This is a genomic window from Priestia sp. SIMBA_032, from assembly GCF_046535215.1.
GTDB classification, from domain to species: Bacteria; Bacillota; Bacilli; order Bacillales; family Bacillaceae_H; genus Priestia; species Priestia aryabhattai.
On record NZ_JAWRXD010001400.1, the window covers coordinates 1 to 242 of the forward strand.

Annotated in this window: 1 protein-coding gene; it reads right to left on the reverse strand. The window is 66.9% G+C overall.

All coding sequences use genetic code 11. The features are described 5' to 3' along the window. The coding region (locus tag SB717_RS38915; protein ID WP_410908607.1) for a hypothetical protein at window positions 1-242 on the reverse strand (242 nt) is incomplete at both ends.

Here is a 242-nt window from a genome sequence, read left to right on the forward strand (position 1 = left end):
TGTACGTCCCGGCCGGCAACGGCAGGTGATAGGTCAGCCGGGTGGTGTTCTGGTACAGCCCTGTCGAGAATTTGTTGGTGATGTCGGTCGACGACTTCGTCACCATCCCGTTCGGGTCGTAGCCCCACTGGCCGGCAGCGGGCTGCGCCTGGTCGACGGCGCCGTTGAGGAGGCTCGGCACCGACAGCTGCACCGCGCTGTACTCGGGCGAGGCGGCGCCGTTGGTGCCGGAGTCGATGAAG